The sequence below is a fragment of the Enterobacter sp. MGH120 genome, from assembly GCF_001037725.1.
In the GTDB taxonomy this organism is placed as follows: Bacteria; Pseudomonadota; Gammaproteobacteria; order Enterobacterales; family Enterobacteriaceae; genus Enterobacter; species Enterobacter hormaechei_C.
The window spans coordinates 1,297,835-1,321,975 of record NZ_KQ089940.1; the positions used below are offsets into that span (position 1 = coordinate 1,297,835).

Below are 24,141 nucleotides of genomic sequence, written 5' to 3' on the forward strand. Positions count from 1 at the left end.
AATGACTAAAATCGCAATCGGGCGCGATCTGGTGGACTTAGCGCCAATCTTCCAGGCCCTGCCGGAACGTAACTACCTTATGAATGCCCTCGATCTATTCGACGGGGTAGGCGTCCAGAATCCGAAAGTGGTGGTAACACAGCTTCTGGATGATAACTACAGCCTGTTTAACACTCCGCAGAGCCGTTATTCATCAAACCACGACACTACCGCGCGTCAGAATGGTAAAGAATATTTGGTGGAGATTCCTTGGTTTGCAAGGGAAGACACCTTCAAACCAGTAGACGTACAAGGGAAAAGGGTACAAGGCACTGATTACGAACAAACCGTTACCGACCTGTACACCGAGTACACTGGGAAACATAAAATTGCTTACCTTCGTACCCGTGAATCTTACCTTGCACGAGCACTGTTCAAAGGTGAAGTGTACACCCCTGCAACTGATGACCTGCTGATCTCTTATGCTGAATTGTTTGGCGTTGTGCCAATGACAGCCAGCGTGAGTGCAGCGACAGCGGCACAGGATTTTGATGCCATCTTAGACAAAGTTCAGGCTGCCGCAGGTGGATTGGCTGGTCAGATTGAACGAGTGATCGTATTCGCTAAACCTGCTGCATTTAGCCAGATTCGCTTCTCTGACAGTATGTCTAAGGTGTTCCAGTATGTAGCGCCATACGATGAACGTAACCTGTTCTATCAGCGTCACGAGCTTCTACCTGGTGTTTCAACCTTTAGTTTGCCTGGTGCGCCTATCGACATTGTTAAAGTGACAGATCCGCTGATCCTGGCACAGATGCCGGACGATGCCGACATGGTGGCGGTGCCTGTGTTTAGCAAAGGCACAAATGCTTATCAGAACATCTACGGCGCTGCCAGCGGCAACTTCGCGCTGATCGATGCTGCACCTGCTGAATACTACTCCTGGGGCTACCTGAGTGAACGAGGAGATGCTTACCACGTTATGCACGAGAATTCGGCGTTATGTGTGAACCATGCGTTAGGTATGCAGGTGAAAATCACCATCACTGCTTAATGAGCAAGCGGCAGCCTGCCGCTGGAAATAATCAGGCGTTTTAATGAGGGATGCTCACTAATCCACAGCGCAATTGTGGCTCTGGTTGCATCCCTTTTTTTATTTCCCCCATAACAAGAGGAAAAATAGAGGTGGAACTCATACTTAAATCAAATCGTGGCCTACACGTCCGACTGAGTGCAGACGATGCAGAAGGGCTGCTCAAGGTGAGCCAGCTTTGCGAGCTATTAGAAATTTCGTATACGGGCGTTAGAGCGCGTATTTTCCGTGGTGATACCGTCGAAGCGGCAATTCATCACTTCCTTGATCAGAAAGGCGGTGAATAATGTCAGGTGGACTAATCGTTAATACGAGTACGATCCGTAATACCGTCGAATTCGTGGTGGATCGTAATTCAATGAAGGAAGCTATGGACGCTTTCGATCAAATTCAGAAGAAAGCCAAAGGCATTAAAGACCCTACGTTGAACATGAAAAGATTCAGCCAGGGGCTAAAATCTGCTGAAAGGGAACTCAATAAGCTGAATAAGAAAGCGTCAAAGCCTCGTAATAGCGATGAACGAGAAAAGGCAAGGGCAGCTAAGGCGCAAGCCCGTGTAGAGGCTCAGGCAGCGAAAGAGGCCGCAAGAAACGCACAGCGCCGTGAACGGGCTGAATTGAAGCTATTGGACACTGCCAGCAGCTTTAGAAGTATGCAACACCTTACCAACGTCGAATTGACCCAGGCGGCACTGGCAGCGTCACGCATAACTAAGGCGTACTCTCAGGGAACGATCAGCCTCGCCAGGCAAAACAGCGAGATCAAAAGACTCCAGCAGAGCTACAGACGCATTAACGCAGAGCGTAGGGCAGCAGCAAAGGCGGGAGGGGCTAACGCTCTTGGTGGCGGTGGTAAGGCTACAGGGGCTATCTCTGGCTCTCTGATGGGCTTAGGCACTGGTGCGCTTGCTGGCGCTGGTATCGGGGCGGCGGCTTATGGCGCTTATTCATGGGGGAAAGAGGCTGTTACAGCACAGGAAGAGCGTAGCGAAATCGTCGCAAGGGCGCGCTTGGGCGGTGTAGATTATAACGTCCTCCAGGCACTTTCCCAGTATGCCACGGCTAACGGGATTGATTCCGGTATGGGGCTGCAAGGACAACGTAAGCTACTGGACTCGGGAAAAGATATCTCAGAAAAGCTGGCAGACAGCTACACCAACAGCACCTTTGATAAGAAGTCTGGACAATGGAAAGGCGGGAACGCTGCTGTAGATACAGCCCTGAACATGGGATTCACTAAAGACGATCTGAAATCCTACCAATCCAATCCGTTTGGCTTCGTCTCTGCTTACACCAACACCATGCAGGGGAAAGGCTATTCACAAGAGCAAATCCTTCATAACCTGGAAGACCTTGCAGACGATTTAGGCTTGTATCACAAGGCATTTTCTAATCAAGGAAAAGCGATCACTGATCAAGTGGACGTGCTCAAGCGTAACGGTCAGTGGTTGAATCAGGAGCAGCAAGATCAGCTTGTGGCCTACCGTAAGTTTAACCAGGAACTTAGCATTCTCTCCGATAGCCAAAAGCTGGCATTCTTCGAAGGTTTTATGTCAGAGATTGACCCTGAAACCATGCGAGAGTTTAAAGAAGCGATGCAAGACGCTTTACCCTTTTTCAAGGGGATCGGGCGGGCGGCGGGGGATGCTGCCGTAGGATTGCTGAAACTCACTAACTGGATCACAGGCAAGCTAAACCTTCTGAACGGTGACAACACCTCTAAAGAAGCGGTGAGCCAGCATTACGGCACTACGTCAGCACCTGCACAGCCAGGAAGTAACCCTGTGGCTAACACTTACGGAGCCAGCCAGCCTAAAGCAGACGGTCATGAGCCTAATGTATTCGACACAATGCGTGAATGGTGGAACGGGACAAGCGACGCTAAGGACGTGAGCAGCTACGCGCAGAGCACCAACGGAGATTACTCTCCTGTTTCAATGTTGAAACAGAGTGCAGCAGCGCCAGCTAAGCCAGCCAATGCACCGATCATGCAGCCTGTAGTGTTGCAGAATCAGCTACCGGAAGGGCTTATCCATCTAACTATTTCTCCTGATCCGACATTCGGAAACATGCTGAATGCTACCGTTGATCAGCGTATCAATGATAACAATCAGCGTATGGTGCTTGCTGTTTCATCTGGACAAGGGACGGGAGGCTAAATGGCAACACCTGGAAGTCTAACAATCGGGGGCAGCGATGCCTCCCGTATCAATTCAACCTCGAATAGTAATAATAGCAGTGCTACCCGCACCAAAGGTGAAAACGGATTCACCATCCTTGCATCTGTATATAATTCGTCCTCAGATAGCTATATTCAGAACTATCAGGCGATAGTGTTTGATGCCGTGACGGATACGGGAATACGCAGACAGGCTGATATTACCAGCTATCCCGTTGAGAGCGGGGCAGAGGTGAGCGATCACGTTCAGATTAAGAATAATACATTCAAGCTATCGGGGATTATTTCCGAAACTCCGGTGAGGCTGGAAAAGGATTTGTTATACAGCGCTGGTGTGAATGGCACTCGTATCAGTCAAGCTATCGAATACCTCGATAAGATGTTTGAAAGTCGCCAGCCCATCACATTAGTGACAGAGCACAAAGTGTACGATAATGTTATTCTCTACGGTATTTCCTACGATTATAAATCTGAATACGCGATGCAATTCGATCTTGAATTTGAACAGATCAGGCTTGTCAGTAAAGCTACAGTTAATGTGATTGCAACTAAAACGCAGGGAAATAAATCTGTAGGCGGTACGGTGAAACAGAAGGTAGTGAACAATGCACCTAAGAAAACTGAATCTGACACTGTTACGACGGAGTTTAAAAAATGAGGGGCTTATGCCCCTTTTTTGATGGTTTCAACACTAAAGCAATGAATCCACATTTTTAAAAGGGACAGATTTAAAAAGATAGCCCTGTAATCCCCAAATTCCCACCTCACGCAGTAACCCCATATGATCTCTATTCTCAATCCCTTCAATAATAATTTTGTCGCAGTGTTTTTTGATTGATGCAATCAACGGGTTGAAGGTTGGTTTCTGCACCTGTTCATTAAAGAAGCAGCGATCTACCTTTACAACCTCAAAGTATCCTTCGATCAAACTAACTACATTCGCGTTTCCTGCGCCAAGGTCATCGAGCCATAGCCCATTTACACCCTGGCTCAGCGATTTTAATAAGGGACTTTTCAATCCCTTATCCAAACCAGGGAAATGCTCAGAAAGTTCAAGTTTGACGAATGGCATAGATTCAAATGCTTTTATCAATGTTTGATCGTGCCGAACGAGAAAAGCCATTTGTTGATCAATGTTTAGTGTGCAAAAAAGTTTATTTAGTTCGAACCACTTTTGTTTGCTGGAAATGATACCGCATTGTTCGTATAGAAAGAGCCGCTTCCTATCTAAATCCCAAGATGAAATAACAAAGTCAGGATGACAAGGACGGCCATCATTGGAAATGAAACGAGTTAAAAGTTCAACGCCCATTAATCTCTCGTCAACATTCATTATTGGGTCTGCAATATAAATGTGTTCCATACTAATTGCCCATTTTAGTTATGTACTGATTATCATCTAAAAAATACCATTTATCAATAAAAGCGATCAATAATTTGTTTTTGATCGTTGTAATCTATTAATTTTTGGTGATTGATTTTTTTAAAAGTTGTTTGAGTAAATAAATTCTGTCATCCTTTTTTATCTTTTATTTATTATTTATCAATTGGTTGGTTGTTTTTTTTTGTGAGAGCTAAGCTCGCAGGTATGAGCAAGGTGAATAGCAGCGCATCAAAAAAATAATTTGACATTAGTTATAAATTTATGCGTGGGGAGCTTGCTCCTCTTTGTTTAATTCTGGGAAAGTGATCTCTGGATAGGCCACCATTTCCACATAGTCGGATAGCTCTTTCATGGAACACCCCGCGCTGTAGGTTTTGAATGCTTCTGTGGCAGCGGCTTGGGAAGAGTGTCCCGTGATGTAGCCGATCCGTTGTTCGGGTACTCCGGCACGGTCGAGACACGTGATAAAATGCCCCCTCAAACTGTGAAAGCATTGACGGTCTGTAGCCATAGGCACTACGCGACGCCGTAAGCGGGTGAATGCTTGGGAATAGAATGGTCCTTTCTTACCGTCTTTGCGTTCAATCTTGTTAGCCTGTGGTAACAGGTAATCTCCAGTGTTCAAACTCAGATAATAATCCACCATGCCGATCAGAAAAGCATGGATAGGAATGTGTCTAATCCCTGCCTTCGTCTTGGATTTGCTAATGTAGAATGTCCGTATCCCTTCCACCATAACGATCTCTTCTTTCTTCAAGCTGGCTATTTCGTCCAGCCTTGCACCAGAGAACAAACCGATCAGAATAACTGCTCGTAGCTCTTCGTCTGCTTCGTTGAGTAGTGTAGATAGCTGATGCCATTCAAACGGCTGATAGCTTTCAATTGTGCGCCGCGCTTCAAGGTTGTGACCATGAAACGGATTTAGGGGGGCTATAGCGTCATAGCGGCGTTTGGCGAACTCGTAGAGGCTACCTAACGATGTAAGCCAGTTTTGCACGGTCTGGGGCGCTACATCGCGTTTCTGCTGCTCTTCTATGAAGTCTGTAACTAATCGGCGTCCAATCTGATCCAGGCTGATATCAACTTTCCCAATACTCTGGAGAAACACCTCAACGGCTCGCGCCGATTTGCTCAGTGTGGAGAATGATCTCCGATCCTGGTAGGCAGTAGCGTATTCATCTCGTAAGAAGCACAGGTGAGGAATCGAACTGGCTCGCTCTTCAATCAATGGTTTATTCTTGTTCTTCCTGATTTGAGAGTGCAGGGAAGTGATCGCAAGCTGAATACGCTTATCCTCAGTATCAGGCTTGAACTGTTCTTTAAGGTTGTTCCACTCTACCAGCATGTGGTTACGGAAGTGACGCGCCTTGTAGATATCTCTTGTCCCTGTACTTTTCCGATACAGGCGCTTCCCGCCGAACATGTGACGCATATAAGACGGGATGTAGATTTGAAACTGCCATACACCGTCCGGTGAAAGATAAAGATACTCCTGGCCCTTGATTGTCATGAGACTGATCCTCTAAAATCTCGCAATCAAGTATCAATAATAGTTACTATGTTGATTCGATGATCGTCGCGTTGCGGAAATTATGAAACAGAGTTTCGATTCCCTTCGCCCGCTCCAGAATTTCCCCAAGTAGAACCGTTCAAAAACTTTCTTTATTTCAGTAGGTTGCTCAGTAGCGCTGACTAACTTGTTTAGGCGTTATGTCCTGTAGAGCATTGACGTCCTCCCTGCACACGAAATGCAGGTAACCCTCTGACAGTCTTATGAAATCGCTGTGCTTCGCTTGTCTTCTAACCTCTAAGGGGCTTAATGGTTTCTGTTGTCTAAAACCAGAAGAGAAAGAGCCAGCGTGGCAGCTGGCTATGTTTTTAGTATGGTGATGCGGTTAAATAGACAGGGACGGAGTAGATCGAGCCACCTGCCAGATAATCCGCAGGGCTGTGAAAGGTGTAAATGGTTCCCTTCACGGAAAGGTAGATCGCGTTATTCTCGACCTTCTTCAATGCATCTTTGTCCGTGGTGATCATGAAAGGCTGGTGATCGTTCTCCAGACTCGCCATAAACGCTTTATCATCTTTGGTTACATCATAGAGATAGAAACGGTAGGAAAAGCCTGTGGTGGCTCCTGCACTCGCTTCTGTGATGTAAAGATTAGCCAGATTGTTAACTTTCACCTTCTTAATAATCACTTGCTCAAGTGGTGAGAAGTGCAGCAAGTTGTATATCCCATAGGCGACAACAGCCAACAGGATCAGAAGTAGATACCGCTTCTTAAAAACCTGTGCGTTTTGCATAGTCGATACCCGCTCTTATCCAGTACTGGTCGTTAGGATCATCACCGTAAGGCGTTGAGCCAAACCAATCACCAAAAGCCGGATCCGTTGTTCCTGCGCGGCTTTGCGCCCATCCTGCGCCACCGTCATCTTTAAGCCATAGGTAAGCTGGAATAGCCATTTTCACTTTTTCCTCATGCTGTTATAAAAAAAACCATAGAGAAAGTGTACCTATATGTGAGAGAGCAATAAACGATTAAATCTAACAAAATCATTAATTTAAATGTGATTAAATTTGAGTTAAGTTAAATTAAAGGGAAGGTAGGCATTGCACCCTCTCGATTATTGCAAAGCCCGTATGTAATCTGGCAAGGCTTTCAATTGGCTATCTTTCATCGCCGGAGCAGGAATACCCCTATCAGTCTTTCCTGTACTGGCGTACCTGCTTCCCCCTTTCGTTCATTGTTATGATCGGTTGTCGGCATAACACGCTAAGTTGCACATTTCCTGCACCCTGGATACCCTGAGATTAATCCTAATAACTCAAGGGTGAGTATGGCTACCGGGAAGAGAAAGAACCAAAAGGAATCACCTGAAGAAGAGTTAGATCGCTTGCTGGATGAGCTTGAACTCACAGAGGAGCAACGGGAGTTTATCGAATCCATGCGGGAGGATAAGGGCGATCCCAGTAGTGAGTAACGCTTGCCTTCAGCCGAACGAATACGAATGGCCGCGTAACGGCATTGTAAAGATTTCTTCTCCTCACGAGGGCTTCCGTCAGCGTCGATGGCTCAGCGTACCGTGCCAGAAATTGTCCTGAAATGATGCGGTATTCAGACCGGATCGGACTACTATTCATTATGATTTATCAATGCATTATACCCTGACCATGTGCATGTAAAATCGCGGAGCCGGGAGAGTTGACGGCAATGTAAAAGAAATCATGAGGAAAGAAATATGGCTGCTACAAACGGTATGATTGATACTGATGACGCTGTAATTTTACTCATCGACCATCAGAGTGGCTTATTCAACACGGTACGTGATGTGCCTGTACCAGACCTTCGTAATTATGTGACAGCGATAGCCAAAGTTGCCACGCTTTTAAATATCCCGGTGATCACCACGGCCTCTGTTCCTGACGGTCCCAATGGCCCGCTCATCCCGGAAATTCACAAATATGCACCCCATGCCGTGTATGTTCCACGCACCGGGCAGATTAATACCTGGGATAATCCGGCGTTTGTGAAGGAAGTGGAAAAGACGGGCAGAAAGACCCTGATTATTGCCGGCACGCTCACCAGCGTCTGCATGGCGTTCCCTGCGGTTAGCGCTGTCCAGGAGGGGTATAAGGTTTACTGTGTTGTGGATGCCTCGGGGAACTGGTCCAAAATCGCGACCGATACCACCATCGCGCGCGTGGCTCAGGCGGGAGCGATCCCTACCGATACGTTTGCCATTGTCGCTGAATTAATGAGAACCTGGAACCGCGCGGAAGGTTCTCGCTTTGCTGAGATCCTGGCAGAGCATGTCTGTCCGGAATATAAGTGCCTGATTGAAAGTTTCGGCAAAGCTCAGGAAATTGCCAGAACAGGCCCGGAAACCAATCTGGAGCATTATAAGTAAGTCCGGATAAACCTGAACATAATTCCTGGATTTTATCGTCCTGTACCTGAACGTATTACAGGTGCAGGACGTAGCGGCGTCGTATTCCGGACGTCGCTGAATTGTCAGAGATATTAAGAGGGGCTGAACCGCGCATAATTTAAAATTAAACCCTCTTCCTTTTTACGTCATCAGGCGCCCCTGTTATATCTGTCGGCAAATTTTTTATTTCCCGGATCGCAGATGAAAACACGACTCCTCCTGTGCGCGGGCTTATTTGCCGCCTCCAGTGCCCATGCCAGCGCCCTCTATTTTTATGAAGCCGGCACCGAAGATACCGCGCTTGCCGGAGCAGGGCAGGCGGCTCGTGCGCAGGACGCCTCGACAATCATGACCAACCCTGCTGGCATGACGCGCCTGCCGGATCATATGGTCACCGGTGGGTTACAGGTTATGGATGGCTCCACCGACAACCAGCTGGATAACCATGCCCATCAAAGCCCCGGCGACGTGATGAAAACCATCCCGAATGCCAGCGCCTTTTATAGCCAGAAGATAAACGATGATCTTTATGCCGGGATCGGGCTTTACGGTAATTACGGTCTGGGGATCGATTACGGTAGCTGGGCGGGCGACAGGCTGATTAAAAAGAGTACCCTGGTTGCAATGACGCTCAGTCCGTCACTGGCATACAAGCTCAACGACCGACTCTCAATAGGGGCGTCCGCCAACGTTAATTACGGTTATTTCTCGCTGACCCGCAACGTTAATGATAATGACTATCGGCAGCATGATGAGGACTGGGCCATGAGCTATCGGCTTGGGCTACTCATGCAACTGACCGACCAGACGCGAGCCGGTATTACATGGAACAGCGAGACGAACTATCGCTACTCTGTTAACGGCAAAGCTCGAGTACAGAATGGTGCCTACGACCTCCCGGTGTCGGCACAAATCAGCGCGCCGCAGCAAATCATGCTCAGTCTTGTGCATGATATTAACCCTCGGTGGTCGGTTATGGGCGATCTCGGCTGGCAGGACTGGAGCCAGTTCGGTGCCCCGCAAATCGTCGTTGGGGATCGGCAACTGAACAACGTCAGCCGCCTGAAGGATACGTGGCACGGCGCGGTGGGCGTGCAGTATCGTCCAACACCTCAGTGGCGACTGAATATCGGTGTGGCGTTCGACAGCTCGCCGTATGAGAGTCAGAGTGATGTGGCCTTAACTTTACCCACCGGGGATGAGTGGCGATTTGGCACGGGAGCCCAGTATCAGATCACCCCGGCCAGCAATATTGGTATTGCCGTGTCGTATCTTCATATGCAGTCGTCGCATGTGAAATCCCCGACGGCGTTTGCCGGAAGTTACGATCATCCTTATCTTTGGTTTGCCAGCGTCAACTACAGCTATCAGTTTTGATCGGCTAACCGCTTAAAATATATGGTCTATAATGGCAGATATTCAATGTCAGAAGGTTGTACCATGCATATTTTACCGCCTGTTCGACCCGAAAGATCCATCGAACGACTGACCGCCATCCTTGAGCCGATAGCGGAGAAAGTGCACGTTGTTCCGCGTAAGCGACTCACCTGGTTACGGAAGGGGAAACAGCAGATGTACCTCTTTCTGGAAGGAGAGCTGTCCCTGCTGCGGGCTTCGGATGGACTGGTGGTAGTGACCGTTTACGAGCCGCATTTGTTTGGTATTGCAGAGATGATCCAGCCTACGCAGGGGCACCTTCTCCGTGCTGAAAGAGAGTCGACTATTTTACGTCTCGATGCGGACAAGGCGGCTGAGTTGTTTCGTGTCGAGGGCGTCTGGGAGGATGTCGCCGCGCTGCTCTCATACCATACGGCCTATTTAATATTCCGTGATGCTCAGGTACTCCAGCAGCGTACCTATTCCGTTATTCGTAACCACCTTCAGGAAATGATTTTGCTCCCGGAAGAGACGCGTTTGCGTACCACGATTCTGGAATATATCCAGGATCGTACGCTGCTCTCTCGCAGCAGTATACTCAATGTATTATCTGCCCTTAAGCAGGGGGAATATATCGCCTTTAAGCGCGGTGGATATCTGCTTGAGGTCAGACATTTACCCGAGTCATTCTAGCGGAAGTTTAAAATTAAACAGAAATGCAATTAACGCTACCGTTAATTTTCTATATCGTTTGCTTTCTCAGATTTAACATTATCAAGTAAACGGTATATTTATGAAAAAGACAGTTATCGCATTGATTATGGCTAATGCATTTACCGCCACTTCCGCGTTCGCCGCCGCTGATGCGGGCACCTGGTATAGCGGGGCTAAATTCGGCTGGTCTCACTATTTTGATACCAATATGGGTTCAAAAGCGTTTGAGAACACGTATTCCGATCACTTCGATTTTAACCATGATAATGTCGGCGGGGGTGTTTATACGGGTTATCAGATTACCCCATGGCTTGCGGTAGAAGGTGGTTATGATTATTTAGGTAACATGCAGATTAAAGGTCAGCATGGCGCCGGGGCGCAAATGAAGACGCAGGGCCTGCAAATGTCTCTGAAGGCCAGTTATGCCCTGACCAGTGACTGGGATATTTACGGCCGTGCCGGCGCAATGGGCTATCGCGCTGAATCCGATGTAAGTGGTCACAATCGTTTTGAAACCGGTGTGCGCCCGCTTGCAGCCGTGGGTACTGAATACGCTTTCAATAAAAACTGGGCGGGCCGCCTGGAATATCAGTGGGTAAGCAACGTGGGCAATGTTAACCAGATCGGCGTGAGCAGCGACCTGAGTTCCGTCACCGCAGGGCTTAGCTATCGCTTTGGTCAGTACGACTGATGCCCGTGATATGCCCATTAATAAAAACCCGGCTGCTTATGTTGCCGGGTTTTTTATTTTCAGCTGGTGAATAACGGTTCAAGAATGATATGAATATTTTGCAGGCCCGTGACATTATTATCTTTCAGGTATTGCTGATTAACCATATCTAACTGTTCCAGTTTGGTCAGCGAGGCATAGACGCGTTGAACGTCACTGTCCGCAACAAAAATTTCTTTTGCGGTGGTGTCCTGTAGATACTGTGATTTTACGCTGCGCGTTAAGGTCTCGATCTGCTGTTTATTTTCCTGATAAAGAGACGCGATATGCGATATCTGTGCCTGCGGCGGTTTTTCCCCCGGCAACACCAGTGGAATTTGCAGATGATTAATTTTTTCAACATTGTCTGGTTGGGGAGAACTACAGGCTGATAATGTGCTGATGGTTAATACAGCGAAAAAGAACGGCAGGCTCTTCATCGAATCACTCCGGGGAAATAACTGGACTCAGCATTATCCCTTAAGGACGCAGCGACGAAAGAATAAACTAATTTATTTATAAACGTTATTTCCATAGGTTAAAGATAAGCCTGGTGATAGCCTCCTTTCCCCCCATGTACCGCCAGCGTGAATATAACTCCTAGAGGAAGTATGAAATTTAAAACTCTCGTTAGTGCAATAGCCGTTGCTGGTCTGCTATTAGTGTCGTTGACCTCATTGCCTGTCCTGGCACAAAAGGAAGGGAAGGGAGCCACTGTCCATACGAAAGAGATGAATGATGCACTTTATGGTCAACTGCCCTTCTTCGATAAGACGGATTTCCGAAATGCGCACAAAGGCTTTATTGCCCCGCTGCCACCCGCGGTGATTAAAGGCGAAAAAGGCGCCGTTATCTGGAACCCCCAGAAATACGCTTTTATCAAAGAAGGGCAAAAAGCGCCGGATACCGTCAACCCGAGCCTGTGGCGTCAGGCGCAGCTGAATACTATTGGCGGTCTGTTTGAGGTCACGGAAGGCGTCTACCAGATCCGTAACCTCGATCTGTCGAATATGACGATTATAGAGGGCAAAGAGGGGATCACGGTTATCGATCCGCTGGTGTCTGCGGAAACGGCCAAAGCGGGCATGGATCTTTACGTTCAACATCGTGGCAAACGCCCGGTTGTTGCCGTTATTTATACCCATAGTCATGTCGATCATTATGGCGGCGTGCGTGGTGTAGTCGATGAAGCGGGAGTGATAACCGGCAAAGTGAAAGTCTATGCTCCAGCAGGTTTTATGGAAGAGGCGGTATCGGAAAATATCATGGCCGGAAATGCCATGAGCCGCCGTGCCAGTTATATCTACGGAAACCTGTTAAAGGCCAATGTAAAAGGTCAGGTAGGGGCGGGTCTGGGGACGACCACCTCAGCCGGGACGGTCACGCTTATCGCGCCCACTCACGCCATTACCGAAGACGGGCAGAAAGAGATCATCGACGGTCTCACCTATGATTTTATGCTGGCGCCGGGGTCCGAAGCGCCGTCTGAAATGCTCTGGTATGTGGAAGAGAAAAAGCTGATTGAAGCAGCAGAGAACGTCACTCACACTCTGCACAATACTTACTCGCTGCGCGGGGCGAAAATACACGATCCGCTGGCATGGTCAAAATACATCAATAACGCCCTCGATCGTTGGGGGGATAAAGCGGAAATTATTATCGCGCAGCACCACTGGCCCACATGGGGTAATAAGAAAGTGGTGAAGCTGATGAAAAGCCAGCGTGATATCTATCGCTATATCAACGACCAGACGCTGAGGCTGGCGAATAAAGGGCTGAAGAGGGATGAGATAGCCGCTAATTTCGCCCTGCCTTACGGGCTGGCGAAATCCTGGGCAGGCCGTGGCTATTACGGCTCGGTAAGCAACAATGTCAAAGCCACCTATGTCTACTATCTTGGCTGGTTCGACGGCAATCCGGCGACGCTCAATGAACTGCCTCCGGTCGAGGCGGCGAAAAAATATGTCGATTACATGGGCGGAGCCCGCGCGATCCTTGAAAAAGCCCGGGTTGATTATGCCCGGGGAAATTACCGCTGGGTGGCGCAGGTGATGAATAAAGTCGTTTTTGCCGATCCCAATAATAAGGCGGCGCGCGAACTGGAAGCGGACGCGTTTGAACAGCTGGGATACCAGGCTGAGTCAGGACCCTGGCGTAACGCCTACCTCACCGGTGCGCAGGCGTTGCGTAACGGCGTGAAGAGGATGCCGACGCCCAATACCGCCAGCCCGGATGCGGTCCGTGCCATGTCGACTGAGATGATTTTTGACTACTTCGGCGTTCACCTTAACGGCGTCAGAGCCGCGAATGCCAGAGGGATTTTTAACGTTGATCTGGGCCGCGAGGGCGGCAGGTACAAGCTGGAGCTGGAGAATGGCGTGCTGAACCATAGCGCCAACGCTCAGGCACAAGATCCGGATGCAACCATCACGCTCAGCCGCGAAACGCTGAATAAAATCATCCTCAAAGAGACCACGTTGAAAAAGGCGCAACAGGCAGGAGAGGTGACGATCGTCGGCAATGCCGCGAAGGTAAACGAAATGCTGCGCTGCATGGAGAGCTTCAGCTTCTGGTTTCCTGTCGTCACCCCTTAAACGTAAAAAAGGCTGCTTTCGCAGCCCTTTAGCTTTCGCCTGCAACAATTTGCCGGGTGGCAGCTTCGCCTTACCCGGCCTACACTCTGCGCGCCTTGAGCGCTAGATGACGCCATCCCCGCCGTCTGAACACCACACCTGCCCGGAGGTGTATGAACACTCATCCGAGGCCAGGGTGACATACAGCGGTGCGATCTCCACGGGCTGTCCCGGGCGTCCCAGAGGGGTACTCTCGCCAAAATGTTTCACTTTTTCCTGTGGTTGCCCACCGCTGGGCTGAAGCACGGTCCAGTAAGGTCCCGGCGCTACCGCGTTCACGCGTATCCCTTTCGGTCCCAGCTGTTTCGCCAGCGCTTTGGTAAACACCGCGAGACAGGCTTTGGTCTGCGCATAGTCAAGCAGTACGGCGCTCGGTTTCACCGCCTGTACAGATGAGGTGTTAATGATGGAGGCGGGGGCTTTCATGTGGCGCAACGCCGCCTTTGTGATCCAGAAAGGCGCATAGACGTTGGTCTTAAAGGTCGCGTCAAAATCTTCCGTGGTCAGTTCTTCCAGCGACTCACGGTACTGCTGGCGGCCTGCGTTATTCACCAGGATATCCAGCCCGCCCAGTTTTGAGACGGCCTGCTCCACCAGGTTCTGACAAAAAGTTTCGTCCCGCACATCGCCCGGAAGCGCGACGGCATTTCGTCCTTCCGCTTTAATCAGGGCGATGACTTCCGCTGCGTCTTCTTCCTCTTCAGGCAAATAGTTAATCGCGACATCTGCCCCTTCGCGGGCATAGGCAATAGCTACCGCGCGTCCTATGCCGGAATCGCCCCCGGTAATTAGCGCCTTCTTACCGGCAAGACGACCATGCCCTTTGTAGCTCTTCTCGCCGTGGTCGGGTACGGGTTCCATCTCTGAGGCCAGGCCCGGTGGCGTCTGAGGCTGCTCCGGGAAAGGTGGCGTTGGGTAAGCGTTCGTACGTTGTTCATTATCACTCATAGCTAACTCCTTGTTAGGGGTGAGATTTGATGGATAGTTACAGCGTTAACGCTTCGCTGAATTATTTTTGCAAGTGGCTGACCCGCACTACGGGTGGGGATGATTTTTTATCGAGCGAGCCGCTAATACTGATCATGTTGTCAGGTTCCACGGTTCTGTCATCAAATACGGCTTTCGGGATAATAACGTCGATTTTCCCGGTTTTATCCTGGAAAACGTATTTATCGCCATTGCCATCAATAAGATTGCCGCGCAATGAAATAGAGGCACCATCATGCATCTCTTTCGCCTGAGTAATGGTCATAATGCGCGCATCATCGGTACCACGATAACCGCTGTCCAGCGCATGCGGCGGTGGCGGCGCGTCACCCTTTTGTAACCCGCCGTTATTATCTGCCCATGCAGTAGGGATAATTAATATTAACAAGGCTGAAATCACTAATAATTTCATCTGATATCCTTCATTTTGGATGTCTTGACTTATTAAGTATTGTTGCTATTCCTTTATGTGGCAAATGTGATAAGTCTTAAAAGCATTTGCACAGGAAAATCATAAATTTCGGCAATTAAGCGAAACGGTGACCACAGCCATGGAACCAAAAAATGAAAAAGTGCCTGGGATAAAAGAGAGTAGCCGTTTACTGACGTTTGAGTATGCATTTCGCCAGGTGGGTTTTATTGTGCTGTTAGCTATTATCGTGGCCGCGATAGCCGGCCTGTTTTCCAGCGGTGCGGTCAGCGACGTGGAGAAAACAAACGAAGCAAAATCCCTGACCCTGAGCTATGAGCGCTTCGGTCGCCGCCAGACCGAATCGCGGATGGCACTGACGTTTCCGGTGACGTCTGAGGGGAAATATACCCTCAGCATGACCAGCGAAAGCAGCGACGCGTATGAGCCAGGCAGCGTCTGGCCACAGCCGGACAGCATGTACAGCCGGGGGAATACCCTGTTTCTCGTCTACGATCGTTTACAACAGACCGATAAATTTACCGTTTTGTTATTTATCACGCCGTCAAAAGCAGGGAAGTGGACAAACAGTATCCGCGTAAACAACGAGCCAGATATCCATTTCTGGCAGTTTATTTACCCCTAGGAGTCGAATATGGACATGGTTTTTCGTGCCCTGGCAATTTACCTGTTTCTGGTCATTGTGTTTAAAGTTGCCGGGCGACGCGCTCTGCTACAAATGACCAGTTTTGACCTTATTTTGCTCTTAATTATCAGTGAGGCGACACAACAGGCGCTGCTTGGTGAAGATTTCTCCGTCACCGGCGCGATGATTACAATAACAACACTGGTGGTGGTGGATATTATTTTTGGCCTGCTGAAAAAATATTTTTCCACTGTTGAGAATATTCTTGATGGCACGCCGGTGATATTGGTGGAGAACGGTGTTCCCCTTGCCGATAAATTGAAAAAGGTCGATGTATCCTGTGATGATATATTGGTATCAGCCCGCCAGAATCACGGTATTACAGAATTGAAGGAGATTAAATACGCTATTCTTGAGCGTAATGGTCATATTTCTATTATTCCTGACGAAAATTAAGGGGCAACGCGATGAGCAACCTTATTCACGACAGTAACAGCACCATCAGCGAGCTGACGAAAAAGCTCGCCACTCAGCTTACGGACAGAGGTTTGCGGTTAACCACCGCAGAGTCCTGTACCGGCGGCAATCTCGCGGTTGCGCTTTGTGCCGAAGAGAACACGGCGGAATTTTATGACGTTGGCATGGTGGTGTTCAGCGATGCGGCGAAGGAGAGGATCCTCGGCGTGCGGCACGAAACCATTGAGCGCTTCACCGCCGTCAGTGAACAAACGGTGACCGAGATGGCCGCTAAAATTCGCGAAATTGCCGAGGCGGATATCGGCCTTGCCATCAGCGGCTATGCGGGACCGGAAGGCGGCGACGATGGCACCGCAGCCGGTACGGTCTGCTTCGGCTGGAATATTCGCGGGCAGACGGAAACCCGCACCGTGCTGTTTTCCGGTGAATGTCAGGATGTGGTGGATAAAGCGGTGCGTTATTCCCTGTCTGAACTGATCGAAATACTCTCCGGCTGGGATAACGTCTGAAATAAGGGGAAAGGCTATGGCTGTCATCGTTATTACCGGCGGTACGGCGGGCGTGGGGAAAGCCACGGCGCTGCACTTTGCCAAAGCGGGCTACGATGTGGGCATCATTGCCCGCGACGAGCAGAGCCTGCGCTCCACAGAAGAGGAGTTGCGCCGTTTCGGGATCAACGCCTGCGCCGTTCAGGCCGACGTGGCGGACAGCAAGGCGGTGACCGAGGCTGCTAACGAGATTGAATACCGGCTTGGGGCCATCGATGTGTGGGTGAATAACGCCATGGGCGGGATGCTGGCGCCGTTTCGCACCATGTCGCCTGAGGAGTTTCGCCGCGTCACCGAGGTGACCTATCTGGGCTATGTTAACGGCACCCGCGCCGCGCTGGAGTTAATGACCCCACGCGATCGTGGAACGATTATTCAGGTTGGCTCCGCGCTGGCCTACCGTTCCATTCCCTTGCAGTCAGCCTACTGCGGGGCGAAAGCCGCGATCCGCGGATTTACCGATGCTGTGCGCACCGAACTGATGCATGAAAACAGCCGGGTGCAGATCGCAATGGTACAGATGCCGGGCCTCAATACGCCGCAGTTCGAGTGGGCGAGGAATAAATTTGCCTGGGCGATGCGCCCGGTTCCTCCCGTTTTTCAGCCGGAAGTAGCTGCCAGCGCTATTTTTAAGGTGGCGCAGAAACCGGTGCGGGAACTGTGGGTGGGCAGCAGCACCGTCCAGTCGATTGTCGGGCAATTTCTTTTCCCCGGCTTTCTGGATCGGCTGATGGTTAAAAAGGCCTGGGAAGGGCAGATGACCGATACGTTAAATGCGGATGACCGTCAGGACTATCTGGATCAGCCGGTTAACGACCTGCATAAAATCCACGGGCACTTCACCGACGAAGCAAAAGAGCGCGCTATCAGCGTCACCTCCGGCATGCCGGGGAAAGTGCTGCTCGGCTCCCTTGCCGTCACGGGCGCGATCGTGGCCCGTCTGCTGCTCTCGCGGAGACGATAATCAGCGCAGTGCGGTACGATCGGTCCAGAACCAGCGGTAGCCATAGCCGCTGAGGTTAAGCGCGACGGTTTTGCCGCACACCAGCGCGTCGTCGTAGCGTTTGTCCGCCAGGCAGGCGGTCCAGGTCGCATGCCGGATCCCTCTGGCGGTAAAATTAACGGGCTTATCGCTGAAGTTTACGAAGGTCAGAATGCTGCGCGTGTCGGTTTCGTAATAGATCCCCAGTACCGCATCGCTGTCGATATTAATAAGACGAAACGGCGCGACGCCGATCTCAGGGAACTCCGAGCGCGTATTGGCGATATCGATAATGCAGTGCAGGAGTGAGTTGCGGTGCAACAGCGAATCCGCCACGTTGATTTTTTGATAGCGGTACGGGCCGTGGTCAATCATCGGGGCGACAAAAGTTTCCGGGTCGGCATCTGAGAAACCGCCGCCTTGCGATCCGGCCCACTGCATCGGGGTGCGTACGGCGTAACGCTCCTCCAGATCCAAATCATCCCCCATGCCAATCTCATCCCCGTAGCGCATGACCGGTACGCCCGGCAGCGAAAACAAGACCGCATGGCAAAAGGCCAGCCGCTTTCGATCGCCATTAAGCATCGGCGCCAGACGGCGGCGGATACCTCGCTGATACACACTCATCTCTTTATCAGGGGCAAAGGTATCGATGACGGTCTGCTTCGCTTTTTTTCCTATCCCTTCCAGATCCAGCTCATCATGATTGCGCAGCCAGTTGGCGAAGCAGCAGGAGTCCGGCGGCACAATCATCTTCTTCACCGCGTTGCGCAGCGGTCGTGCGCTCTTCTCTGCCAGGCTGACGTAAAAGTACTTATTGAGCCAGAAATTCAGCACCAGGTTGAGCCGGTCGTTCTGACCAAAATAATCTTTGTAGGCCTCGACCTCCACGTCGACTTCGCCGAGCAGGATCGCGTCCGGGTTACGCTGCCCGATAAGACGGCGCAGATGCTCCAGGATCCACAGGCCGCGTTTTTCATCCCCACGTCCGGCCTGTTTTGTCAGGTGCGATGCCGCATCCAGGCGAAAGCCCGACACCCCGAGCTTTAGCCAGAAGATGATGATGTTCTCAATCTCCTTTAGCACCGCAGGGGAGGCGAGATTGAGATCCGGCTCGTGGTGATAAAACATATGCCGGTAGTATTGCCCCGCCTCGTCGTCCCATGTCCAGATGCTCTTCTCCACGCCGGGGAACATCGGCGGCGTATCGTCGTCGTCCGTGTCGGACCACAGGTAATAGTCACGGTAGGGTGACTGGGGGTTGCGGCGGGCCTGTTGAAACCAGGGATGCGCATCCGAGGTATGCTGGATCAGCAGCTCAATAATGACCTGCATCCCCAGCTCCCGCGCCTGTTCAATAAAGGCGATGATATCGTTGAGCTTGCCGAAGCGGGGATCGACCTGCAAATGGTCGCTCACGTCATAGCCTTCATCGAGAAAAGGCGTGAGGTAAAACGGGGTGATCCAGATAACCGTCGCGCCCATCCGGCGGATGTAGCGCAGCTTCGCGGTGATTCCGGCGATGTCGCCACAGCCATCGCCGTTAAGATCGTAAAACAGGGCGGTATCAATCTGGTAAATAATGGCGCGTGTATGCCAGCCTGCCATAGCAATCCTTAATGATAACCTTCGGTATCAGACACTTTGCCCCGGAAGACGTAATAGCTCCAGGCGGTATAAACCAGGATCACCGGGATGATTAACAGCGTACCAATCAGCATAAACAGCTGGCTGGCAGGCGGCGCGGCGGCTTCCCACAGGGTGATGTGTGGCGGAATAATGTGTGGCCACAGGCTGATGCCCAGGCCGCTAAAGCCGAGGAAGATCAGGCCCAGCGTTAACAGGAACGGACGGGCATGGCTGTCGGGATTGCGCGTCAGCCGCCAGATCCACAGGCTGAATACCGCGACCAGAACCGGAACTGGCAGGAACCAGAAGAAGTTAGGCAGAGTAAACCAGCGCTCGGCGACAAACTGCCAGCCGAGCGGGGTCCAGATACTTACCACCGCAATAACGGCGATCAGCGCCAGCAGCACATGGCGGGTCAGCTCGCGCATCCGGTTTTGCAGCGCGCCTTCGCTTTTCATGATCAGCCACGTGGTAGCCAGCAGGGTATAGGCGACAATTAAGCCCAGCCCGCAGAACAGATTAAACGGGGTGAACCAGTCCAGCGAGGAGCCCACAAAGCGACGCCCTTCCACGTCAAAGCCGTTGATCATCGCGCCAACCACGATCCCCTGGCTGAAGGTTGCCAGCAGGGAACCGCCGGCAAAGGAGTAGTCCCAGAATTTGCGGTGTGAAGGGGTCGCCTTAAAGCGAAACTCAAACGCCACCCCGCGGAAAATAAGCCCGATCAGCATGGCCGTCAGCGGGATGGTCAGGGCATCGATAATCACTGCGTAGGCCAGCGGAAACGCGCCGAACAACCCTGCACCGCCGAGAACCAGCCAGGTTTCATTTCCGTCCCAGACCGGGGCGACGCTGTTCACCATCACGTCGCGCTCTTTGGCATCGCCCACAAAGCTGAACAGCATGCCGATACCGAGATCGAAACCGTCCATGATGATGTACATCAGCGTGGCGAAGACAATAATGGCAAACCAGATGACCGGGATATCGACGCCCATCAGATCTTCTCCTCTTCCGGAACGGACTCGGCGGCGGACAGCGGACGGGCAGGAGTGCCCGACGTATTAGACGTTAGCGTGCCCACAGGCTGCGGACCTTTTTTAATCAACCGGGCGAGATACACATAACCCACGCCAAACACCGAACAGTAGACCACGATAAAGGCCAGCAGGCTGATGCTCATCTGCAACGTGCTGTGCAGAGACACCGCATCTATCGTGCGCAGATAGCCGTAAACGACCCACGGCTGGCGGCCCACTTCGGTGGTGACCCACCCGGCGAGCAGCGCGAGCAGTCCGGCAGGCCCCATACAGAGGGCAAACCAGTGGAATAGCCGCGAGTGATAGAGTCGACGGCGATAGCGCAGCCAGACACTCAGCACGCCAAGGGTAATCATCAGCAGCCCCATGCCGACCATAATGCGGAAGGACCAGAAGACGATGAGCGAGTTAGGGCGGTCCTCTTTCGGGAAATCCTTCAGCGCCGGGACCTGTTTATCCAGGCTGTGCGTCAGGATCAGGCTGCCGAGCGCGGGAATTTCAAGCCCGTATTTGGTGCGCTCCTCTTCCATATCCGGTACGCCAAACAGCAGCAGCGGGGTGGCCTCGCCGGGCGGGTTTTCCCAGTGGCCTTCAATCGCGGCGATTTTGGCAGGCTGGTGCTCAAGCGTATTCAGGCCGTGCATATCCCCAACCACGGCCTGAATGGGCGCGACCAGCAGCGCCATCCACATGGCCATGGAGAACATTGTGCGAATAGCGGGCGTATCGTTACCGCGCAGCAGATGCCATGCCCCGGATGCGCCCACAAACAAGGCGCTGCACAGGAAGGCGGCGATGGACATATGGATCAGGCGGTAAGGGAATGAGGGGTTAAAGATAATGGCCAGCCAGTCTTCGGGAATGACCTGACCGTTCTGAATACTGAAGCCCTGCGGGGTGTGCATCCAGCTGTTGGAGGCGAGGATCCAGAAAGTGGACATCAGCGTGCCCAGCGCCACCATGCAGGTGGCAAAGAAGTGCAGGCCGGGGCCGACCTTGTTCCAGCCGAACAGCATCACGCCTAAGAAACCAGCTTCCAGGAAGAAGGCGGTTAGTACTTCATAGGTGAGCAGAGGGCCGGTTATACTGCCTGCGAACTGGGAAAAGCCGCTCCAGTTAGTCCCAAACTGGTAAGCCATGACCAGCCCGGAAACCACTCCCATACCAAAGTTGACGGCGAAAATTTTCAGCCAGAAATGGTATAGCGAGCGCCAGACATCATTTTTGGTGCGAAGCCACATGCCTTCGAGAACCACCAGATAGCTCGCAAGCCCGATGGTGATCGCCGGGAAGAGAATATGAAAAGAGACGGTAAAGGCGAACTGTATCCTGGCCAGATGAAACGCATCAAGCTCGAACATGCTCCGTACCTCTGGAACTGATAGCGCACAAGGCATTGCCAGACAGCCTCAGGCTGCCTGGCAAAACCGGTTACGGTTTTTTCTTACCTGCACCAAGCTCGGCACCGGTAAGCGGATCGGCATTGGGGTCGGATTTCGTGCGTGCGCACATCGCTTTGACCAGCGTTTCCTGCTCTGTAGTGAGCGTTACGCTTGCGCCGCCGTCACCGCCATCGACCGCTGGCTGAGGAGATTCCACGTAGTCGAAGTGCTTATCGCTGTTCCAGCTGCCGCGAACTTCTCCCCCCTCAGACATATTGTAGTACTTGTTGGTGTACTCTTCGATTGGCGGCAATTTACCCGGTGGGAAATTGTTACGGATCGACTGGAGCGCCTTCTCAAACGAGAGCTGGTGTGCTGCCTCACGCGTCATTAAAAACGCCAGCGCATCTTTAACACCCGGATCGTCCGTTACGTTAATAAGCCGTTCGTAGATAATTTTGGCGCGCGCCTCGGCCGCTATGTTAGAGCGCAGATCCGCGGTCGGTTCGCCAATGGTATCCACGTACGCCGCCGTCCACGGTACGCCTGCGGAGTTAGTAAGCGGAGTACCGCCGCCGTAGAGCAGGGAGGTTATATGACTGTCGTTGCCGTTCTCGGTCATGGAGCGGTACAGTTCCGCTTCATTTTCAACGCCTTCCGCCAGTTCGCCTTTCGCACCCTTATTCAGCATACCCACCAGGGTGCCGATAATTTCCAGGTGACTTAACTCCTCGGTCGCGATATCCATCAGCATATCTTTACGACCGGGATCGTCGTCGCTCAATCCTTGCGTAAAGTAACGACATGCCGCGGCAAGTTCGCCCTGTGGCCCGCCAAACTGCTCAAGCAGAAGATTGGCCAGGCCCGGATTCGGTTCGGCTACGCGTACCGTGTATTGCAGCTGTTTTACGTGTCGAAACATACATTCTCCCTCTTTTGTTATTTTTTAGCTTCAACGCCATCCGCGTCGGAGCGCAGCAGGAACTGTTCCGTCGTCTGTGGAATATGCTGGAGCAGCCAGTCTGCCATCTGGCGCTCTTCTTCCAGAATGGATTCAAGGGCTGGAATGGAGGCGGTATCGCCCGCTTGTTTGGCCGCAGCCAGCAGAGAGGTGTAGCAGGCAATTTCAAACTGCTCAAAAACGTAGCCGCTGATAGAGCCTTTAACAATTTCGTCGGAAGGGAACATGCCGCCAATGGACTGGCCGAGCGCCGCCATTTTACTCATGGAATCTTTTATGACCGAACGGGAAATATCATTGCGGTCGAGAATTTCTTCCAGCACGGTAATTTGGCGTTTAGTTTCATTAACGTGTTGTTCAATTCGTGCACGTAAGTCGGGATAATTATCAATACGGCTGGCCATTGATTCCAGCATGGATTCGGCTTGCTTTTCCATCGCATGGGCATCGCGTAGCCAATCATGGTAGTGTTCTACATGATTCATAATTAACTCCTGTGATTTATTTTTGGTTAATTTTTGGTGCTGATGCTCATCAGATATTAATTATCCTTTCTGGGCTTTTTGATTAATATTACCGACAGCCAGATCGGTTAATTTGAGATCGGTTTCTTTTTCTTCTTCCAGCGTTTCGGCAAGAAGTTTAACGGCTTTTTTATAGCCTAATTGTTCAGCCAGGGTGGCCAGGGTGCCGTAGCTGGCAATTTCGTAATGTTCAACTTTCTGAGCTGCGGCAATTAATGCAGCGTCACGCACTTCATTTTTCTCAGTGCTCTCAATAACTTCGTTGGCTTCTTCAATTAAGCCTTCCATCGCAACGCATTTCATGCGCTTCAGTTTGAGACCGGATTCCTGCTCAATAATCTGATCGATACGTTCGATCTGTCCCTGCGTCTCTTCGAGGTGAGCCGTGAACGCGGCACTCAGCTTCTCGCTGGATGCGGCGCGAGCTAATTTGCTTAGCGCGCGGGTCAGCTGCTTCTCAGCGCTGTAGGTGTCGGATAACAGGTGAATAAATACATCTTCAACAGTTTTCATATTCATATTTTCGCTCCAGTGAAATAAAGGGAAGGTACTGCGAGCC

General features: G+C 51.1%; 27 protein-coding genes. 14 read left to right on the forward strand and 13 right to left on the reverse strand.

The genetic code is table 11. The annotated features are described in order from the left end of the window. The first annotated feature begins 1 nt into the window (after nucleotide 1). From SK54_RS06195 to SK54_RS06210, 4 genes are all read left to right on the forward strand, one after another. The gene (locus tag SK54_RS06195; protein ID WP_003862895.1) at nucleotides 2-1,033 is read left to right on the forward strand and encodes a major capsid protein; all 1,032 of its coding nucleotides are present in this window, start codon (nucleotides 2-4) and stop codon (nucleotides 1,031-1,033) included. A gap of 131 nt (nucleotides 1,034-1,164) precedes the next feature. After that, the gene (locus SK54_RS06200) at nucleotides 1,165-1,359 is read left to right on the forward strand and encodes a hypothetical protein (protein ID WP_003862893.1); all 195 of its coding nucleotides are present in this window, start codon (nucleotides 1,165-1,167) and stop codon (nucleotides 1,357-1,359) included. Beyond that, the gene (locus SK54_RS06205) at nucleotides 1,359-3,230 is read left to right on the forward strand and encodes a hypothetical protein (protein ID WP_003862890.1); all 1,872 of its coding nucleotides are present in this window, start codon (nucleotides 1,359-1,361) and stop codon (nucleotides 3,228-3,230) included. Before SK54_RS06200 ends, SK54_RS06205 begins: the two co-directional genes overlap by 1 nt. After that, the gene (locus tag SK54_RS06210) at nucleotides 3,231-3,908 is read left to right on the forward strand and encodes a phage baseplate protein (protein ID WP_003862888.1); all 678 of its coding nucleotides are present in this window, start codon (nucleotides 3,231-3,233) and stop codon (nucleotides 3,906-3,908) included. It abuts the gene before it with no gap. A gap of 33 nt (nucleotides 3,909-3,941) precedes the next feature. Here SK54_RS06210 and SK54_RS06215 read toward each other — a convergent pair whose 3' ends face one another. The 4 genes from SK54_RS06215 to SK54_RS22460 all read right to left on the reverse strand — a co-directional run bounded on the left by SK54_RS06215 (nucleotide 3,942) and on the right by SK54_RS22460 (nucleotide 7,098). After that, the gene (locus tag SK54_RS06215) at nucleotides 3,942-4,613 is read right to left on the reverse strand and encodes an EAL domain-containing protein (RefSeq protein WP_003862887.1); all 672 of its coding nucleotides are present in this window, start codon (nucleotides 4,611-4,613) and stop codon (nucleotides 3,942-3,944) included. A 280-nt stretch (nucleotides 4,614-4,893) separates the two neighbouring features. Further along, nucleotides 4,894-6,144, reverse strand: a complete 1,251-nt coding sequence (locus tag SK54_RS06220; RefSeq protein WP_003862885.1) for a tyrosine-type recombinase/integrase — start codon at nucleotides 6,142-6,144, stop codon at nucleotides 4,894-4,896. 368 nt (nucleotides 6,145-6,512) lie between these two features. After that, a complete protein-coding gene (locus SK54_RS06225; RefSeq protein ID WP_023295378.1) occupies nucleotides 6,513-6,938 on the reverse strand; it encodes a hypothetical protein in 426 nt (141 codons plus the stop codon). Next, the gene (locus tag SK54_RS22460) at nucleotides 6,916-7,098 is read right to left on the reverse strand and encodes a hypothetical protein (protein WP_072134569.1); all 183 of its coding nucleotides are present in this window, start codon (nucleotides 7,096-7,098) and stop codon (nucleotides 6,916-6,918) included. The genes SK54_RS06225 and SK54_RS22460 overlap by 23 nt, the downstream gene beginning before the upstream one ends. A gap of 374 nt (nucleotides 7,099-7,472) precedes the next feature. Here SK54_RS22460 and SK54_RS22645 point away from each other — a divergent pair, with 374 nt between their 5' ends. From SK54_RS22645 to SK54_RS06250, 5 genes are all read left to right on the forward strand, one after another. Continuing rightward, nucleotides 7,473-7,616 (forward strand): hypothetical protein, encoded by a 144-nt coding sequence (locus tag SK54_RS22645; RefSeq protein WP_015571788.1) that lies wholly within the window; start codon nucleotides 7,473-7,475, stop codon nucleotides 7,614-7,616. 258 nt (nucleotides 7,617-7,874) lie between these two features. Continuing rightward, nucleotides 7,875-8,543 (forward strand): isochorismatase family protein, encoded by a 669-nt coding sequence (locus SK54_RS06235; protein ID WP_023295377.1) that lies wholly within the window; start codon nucleotides 7,875-7,877, stop codon nucleotides 8,541-8,543. Nucleotides 8,544-8,765: 222 nt separating this feature from the next. Next, nucleotides 8,766-9,941 carry an OmpP1/FadL family transporter gene (locus SK54_RS06240; protein WP_048246898.1) on the forward strand — a complete coding sequence of 392 codons (1,176 nt, stop codon included), beginning with the start codon at nucleotides 8,766-8,768 and terminating at the stop codon, nucleotides 9,939-9,941. Between the two features lie 63 nt (nucleotides 9,942-10,004). Further along, nucleotides 10,005-10,634 (forward strand): winged helix-turn-helix transcriptional regulator, encoded by a 630-nt coding sequence (locus SK54_RS06245; protein ID WP_048246900.1) that lies wholly within the window; start codon nucleotides 10,005-10,007, stop codon nucleotides 10,632-10,634. A 100-nt stretch (nucleotides 10,635-10,734) separates the two neighbouring features. Further along, on the forward strand, nucleotides 10,735-11,346 hold the full coding sequence (locus SK54_RS06250) for an outer membrane beta-barrel protein (RefSeq protein WP_032619086.1): 612 nt from the start codon (nucleotides 10,735-10,737) through the stop codon (nucleotides 11,344-11,346). 59 nt (nucleotides 11,347-11,405) lie between these two features. Here the strand turns inward: SK54_RS06250 and SK54_RS06255 are convergent, their stop codons facing one another. Beyond that, nucleotides 11,406-11,804: a hypothetical protein gene (locus SK54_RS06255; protein ID WP_039269849.1), complete on the reverse strand. Its 399-nt coding sequence runs from the start codon at nucleotides 11,802-11,804 to the stop codon at nucleotides 11,406-11,408. 171 nt (nucleotides 11,805-11,975) lie between these two features. On the opposite strand from SK54_RS06255, the gene SK54_RS06260 reads away from it, so the two are divergent. Next, complete coding sequence (locus SK54_RS06260) at nucleotides 11,976-13,958, forward strand: alkyl/aryl-sulfatase (protein WP_048246902.1); 1,983 nt, start codon at nucleotides 11,976-11,978, stop codon at nucleotides 13,956-13,958. 102 nt (nucleotides 13,959-14,060) lie between these two features. On the opposite strand, the gene SK54_RS06265 is transcribed toward SK54_RS06260, so the two are convergent. Next, complete coding sequence (locus SK54_RS06265) at nucleotides 14,061-14,945, reverse strand: SDR family oxidoreductase (protein ID WP_032649406.1); 885 nt, start codon at nucleotides 14,943-14,945, stop codon at nucleotides 14,061-14,063. Between the two features lie 61 nt (nucleotides 14,946-15,006). After that, complete coding sequence (locus SK54_RS06270) at nucleotides 15,007-15,396, reverse strand: YdeI family stress tolerance OB fold protein (protein WP_048246904.1); 390 nt, start codon at nucleotides 15,394-15,396, stop codon at nucleotides 15,007-15,009. Nucleotides 15,397-15,535: 139 nt separating this feature from the next. On the opposite strand from SK54_RS06270, the gene SK54_RS06275 reads away from it, so the two are divergent. From SK54_RS06275 to SK54_RS06290, 4 genes are read left to right on the forward strand one after another with little or no spacing between them, the layout of a single operon-like run. Further along, on the forward strand, nucleotides 15,536-16,039 hold the full coding sequence (locus SK54_RS06275; protein ID WP_015571782.1) for a hypothetical protein: 504 nt from the start codon (nucleotides 15,536-15,538) through the stop codon (nucleotides 16,037-16,039). A gap of 9 nt (nucleotides 16,040-16,048) precedes the next feature. Beyond that, the gene (locus tag SK54_RS06280) at nucleotides 16,049-16,495 is read left to right on the forward strand and encodes a DUF421 domain-containing protein (RefSeq protein WP_006811854.1); all 447 of its coding nucleotides are present in this window, start codon (nucleotides 16,049-16,051) and stop codon (nucleotides 16,493-16,495) included. Nucleotides 16,496-16,506: 11 nt separating this feature from the next. After that, nucleotides 16,507-17,025 (forward strand): 2-oxo-tetronate isomerase, encoded by a 519-nt coding sequence (locus tag SK54_RS06285; protein WP_003862863.1) that lies wholly within the window; start codon nucleotides 16,507-16,509, stop codon nucleotides 17,023-17,025. 16 nt (nucleotides 17,026-17,041) lie between these two features. Continuing rightward, on the forward strand, nucleotides 17,042-18,028 hold the full coding sequence (locus tag SK54_RS06290) for an SDR family oxidoreductase (protein WP_048246906.1): 987 nt from the start codon (nucleotides 17,042-17,044) through the stop codon (nucleotides 18,026-18,028). On the opposite strand, the gene SK54_RS06295 is transcribed toward SK54_RS06290, so the two are convergent. From SK54_RS06295 to SK54_RS06320, 6 genes are all read right to left on the reverse strand, one after another. Further along, nucleotides 18,029-19,654, reverse strand: coding sequence for an alpha-amylase family protein (locus SK54_RS06295; protein ID WP_032102927.1), 1,626 nt, complete (start codon nucleotides 19,652-19,654; stop codon nucleotides 18,029-18,031). It abuts the gene before it with no gap. 8 nt (nucleotides 19,655-19,662) lie between these two features. Continuing rightward, nucleotides 19,663-20,673: a cytochrome d ubiquinol oxidase subunit II gene (cydB, locus tag SK54_RS06300; protein WP_015571779.1), complete on the reverse strand. Its 1,011-nt coding sequence runs from the start codon at nucleotides 20,671-20,673 to the stop codon at nucleotides 19,663-19,665. Next, on the reverse strand, nucleotides 20,673-22,076 hold the full coding sequence (locus SK54_RS06305; RefSeq protein ID WP_032102926.1) for a cytochrome ubiquinol oxidase subunit I: 1,404 nt from the start codon (nucleotides 22,074-22,076) through the stop codon (nucleotides 20,673-20,675). Before SK54_RS06305 ends, cydB begins: the two co-directional genes overlap by 1 nt. A 70-nt stretch (nucleotides 22,077-22,146) precedes the next feature. Continuing rightward, nucleotides 22,147-23,019, reverse strand: a complete 873-nt coding sequence (locus tag SK54_RS06310) for a manganese catalase family protein (RefSeq protein WP_015571777.1) — start codon at nucleotides 23,017-23,019, stop codon at nucleotides 22,147-22,149. Nucleotides 23,020-23,036: 17 nt separating this feature from the next. After that, nucleotides 23,037-23,543 (reverse strand): ferritin-like domain-containing protein, encoded by a 507-nt coding sequence (locus tag SK54_RS06315; protein ID WP_048246908.1) that lies wholly within the window; start codon nucleotides 23,541-23,543, stop codon nucleotides 23,037-23,039. 60 nt (nucleotides 23,544-23,603) lie between these two features. After that, nucleotides 23,604-24,101 carry a YciE/YciF ferroxidase family protein gene (locus SK54_RS06320; protein ID WP_003862851.1) on the reverse strand — a complete coding sequence of 166 codons (498 nt, stop codon included), beginning with the start codon at nucleotides 24,099-24,101 and terminating at the stop codon, nucleotides 23,604-23,606. Nucleotides 24,102-24,141: the final 40 nt, after the last annotated feature.